This is a genomic window from Barnesiella sp. (assembly GCF_022723415.1).
Lineage (GTDB): Bacteria > Bacteroidota > Bacteroidia > Bacteroidales > Barnesiellaceae > Barnesiella > Barnesiella intestinihominis.
Genome location: NZ_JAIJHU010000115.1, coordinates 1 through 2,423, shown reverse-complemented (window position 1 = coordinate 2,423; position 2,423 = coordinate 1). Strand labels below are relative to the sequence as shown.

At 31.9% G+C, this 2,423-nt stretch carries 3 protein-coding genes; all 3 read right to left on the bottom strand.

Annotation, left to right across the window (positions count from 1 at the left end; translation table 11 throughout):
* Nucleotides 1-165: 165 nt before the first annotated feature.
* The 3 genes from QVD32_RS12835 to QVD32_RS12825 all read right to left on the bottom strand — a co-directional run bounded on the left by QVD32_RS12835 (nt 166) and on the right by QVD32_RS12825 (nt 2,198).
* The gene (locus QVD32_RS12835) at nt 166-558 is read right to left on the bottom strand and encodes a DUF1310 family protein (protein ID WP_287710337.1); all 393 of its coding nucleotides are present in this window, start codon (nt 556-558) and stop codon (nt 166-168) included.
* A 40-nt stretch (nt 559-598) separates the two neighbouring features.
* Complete coding sequence (locus QVD32_RS12830) at nt 599-850, bottom strand: hypothetical protein (RefSeq protein WP_287710336.1); 252 nt, start codon at nt 848-850, stop codon at nt 599-601.
* 748 nt (nt 851-1,598) lie between these two features.
* The gene (locus tag QVD32_RS12825) at nt 1,599-2,198 is read right to left on the bottom strand and encodes a DUF805 domain-containing protein (protein WP_287710335.1); all 600 of its coding nucleotides are present in this window, start codon (nt 2,196-2,198) and stop codon (nt 1,599-1,601) included.
* Nucleotides 2,199-2,423 lie beyond the last annotated feature (225 nt).

The window sequence follows — 2,423 nt, the reverse complement described above, 5'->3', positions numbered from 1 at the left end:
ACATAATGGTCAGTGATTACGAATGATTGTTCGCCGGAAATTTTATTGAATTTTTGAGAAACATAACCAATTGATTGTTTCTTATTTCTAGTCTTTAATTCTTGACCAATCATTAATTTCTCATACTCTAATTTTGCTATTTCTACTCTTTCCTTCCCGCTATAATTACTCATTTTCTTCTGTCCTTTCTTTCAAAAGCTTACTTAATTTTGGAGATAGAGCACTACCTCCACTCTCTAAACTATTATTATATTTATTTAAAGAATCGTTAATATATAATTGAGCATCTCCATTGAAATAAGCAGTAAACATAATCCCTCCCATAGGATTGTGTCTAATGCTATCATAGTCAATTTCGTATGATTGAATCACTCCTTTTGGAGTTAAGGCATTAGGATCTAAATTTCGTAATCCTTCTTCAAAGACTTTTTTTGCTTCGTCACTTTTGACAACTGTGACCATTTCTTTCTGTAATTGTTTTTCATCCATGTAAAGTTTTCCTCCTAAGATTATGATTAATGCAATAAAGAGATAGAAAAATAGTTTTCTTTTTTTCATTTCTTTACTCCTTTATCTCTTTTTTATTTTCAATAGTTTGTTATTTTATAAGGCGATCGTCCCATGTTTTGAACCTGTCATTTTCAATTTGTTTCAGTTCATTGATATAGTGTTTCAATTCTTCCTGACTCGCATATTTTTTTGCCCACGTTTTTCCATTGGAACGATACACTTGTCCTCTTCTTCTTTCCCGAATCTCATTTGCTTCTTCCGATTCACTTCTTGCCCAGCCATACAGAAATTGTTGGTAGTTAGCGACAGCTTTTAGTTGAGATTGTTTTGTTTTTACCATGTTGGGGACCTCCTCTTTCAATTCATTTCACGTAGTTAGTTGTTAGTTACAGTAATTATATCAAGAGATATATGTAAAAAAAAGTGAGTGAAGGTCTAAAAACAAAAAAATAAACATGACATGAACGAAGTGAGTTTTTTGACACGCTTGACGACCGTAATGAATTTCATTGCGGTAGCACAGCTCATTAAAACATAGTTTAGTGAGTATAAGTGCGCACTAGTGAAAAATGAGGTATCTCAATTTAATTACTTCAGTTATATTTGTTGCCCTCTTTTTTGTTTTTTCGTTTCTACGGCGAATCACATATAACTTCCTACTCTCTAATTACCGTAATTAGAATTGCGAAAAATATTAGAGAGAAGAAAAAAACTTTCCTGTCTAAAAAACTAAAGTATAATTACTGTAATTATATCGACGGAAATGAATTCTCTCTAACAGTAACACAAATATATAATATATAATTAAAGTAATTAGTCATTCTTGCTTCAAAAATCACTAGTGCGCACTTACACTCACCAAATGAATTTGATGGCGTTGCATTACAACGAAGAAGTTCTTCGTTGTCGTCAGGCGTGTAAAAAATTCGCTTCGCTCATGTTCAGTTTCGTTCTAAGCTACAATCAAAAAAAGGGCTAAGCAAAACGACAAAGAACTTCTTTTGATAAAAAATGAATTCAACTTTAACAAATTCAAAAAACGTCAAAAGCTTACTAGAAAATACGAAGCTTTTGACGTCTTGTTCTAGCTACTCTTTTTCTTGGTTCCTTGGACGAAAGAAAAAGAGTAAAATACGATTTTCACTTGATACAGTTAACATGTCTGTAGGAAAAATCGTTAATAAAGTCAAAAAAATACTAATAATTGAGGAAATAAAAGTAGCTATAGGATTTGTGGCAAACACATATTCTCCATTAACGTAATTAAAACCAGAGGTCATTTGACCCAGTAAAAGAGAAACTAGCCACAAACAAAGCACTCCCCAACCTGTCAGACCAACGTCTCGATAACGACGAACGCTCATAGATAGGTAAGGTATAACTGCTACTAAAACAAAAATAGTAAATGGTAATAGCAGAGGAATAGAACCATTCATGTTATTTGCGAATAGTCCAAAGAAAAACATAATACCTGTAACTATTGCAATGATTATTAATACAAATGATACCCACCAGTAACCTGCTCTGGTTGTTCTGCCTTTAAAATCTACATATCCTCGAAAGAAGTCTTTTATAGCTTGTAAAAAAGTCACCTTTCCTTTTTGTTCAATTCTAGCGATTGTAATCACTCCTCTTTTGTTATTTTTTTCACGAGAAACAATTTTATTTAACCCACTTAAAAAATTCAAGTTTTTTTCGGCATATAAATTAAAAAAATAACAAAAACAACTCTAACTTCGTTTTTCTTTTTTTCAAACTTTCTTTTCTAAAAATCCCTTTTTCTAGGCTTTTAAAAAAAGAGAGCGAGGTAGACCAATCTAAAATCGTAAATTGTGCGCCTGTATCAAGCGATACAGGCGCTACTTGGGTTAGTGTACATTATGTTAACTAGATATTAAAATAACGTATTTGTC

Bases quoted from the DNA above. Each gene is read 5' to 3' on its own strand.
- QVD32_RS12835 (WP_287710337.1), bottom strand. From the start codon at position 558: ATGAAAAAAAGAAAACTATTTTTCTATCTCTTTATTGCATTAATCATA.
- QVD32_RS12830 (WP_287710336.1), bottom strand. From the start codon at position 850: ATGGTAAAAACAAAACAATCTCAACTAAAAGCTGTCGCTAACTACCAA.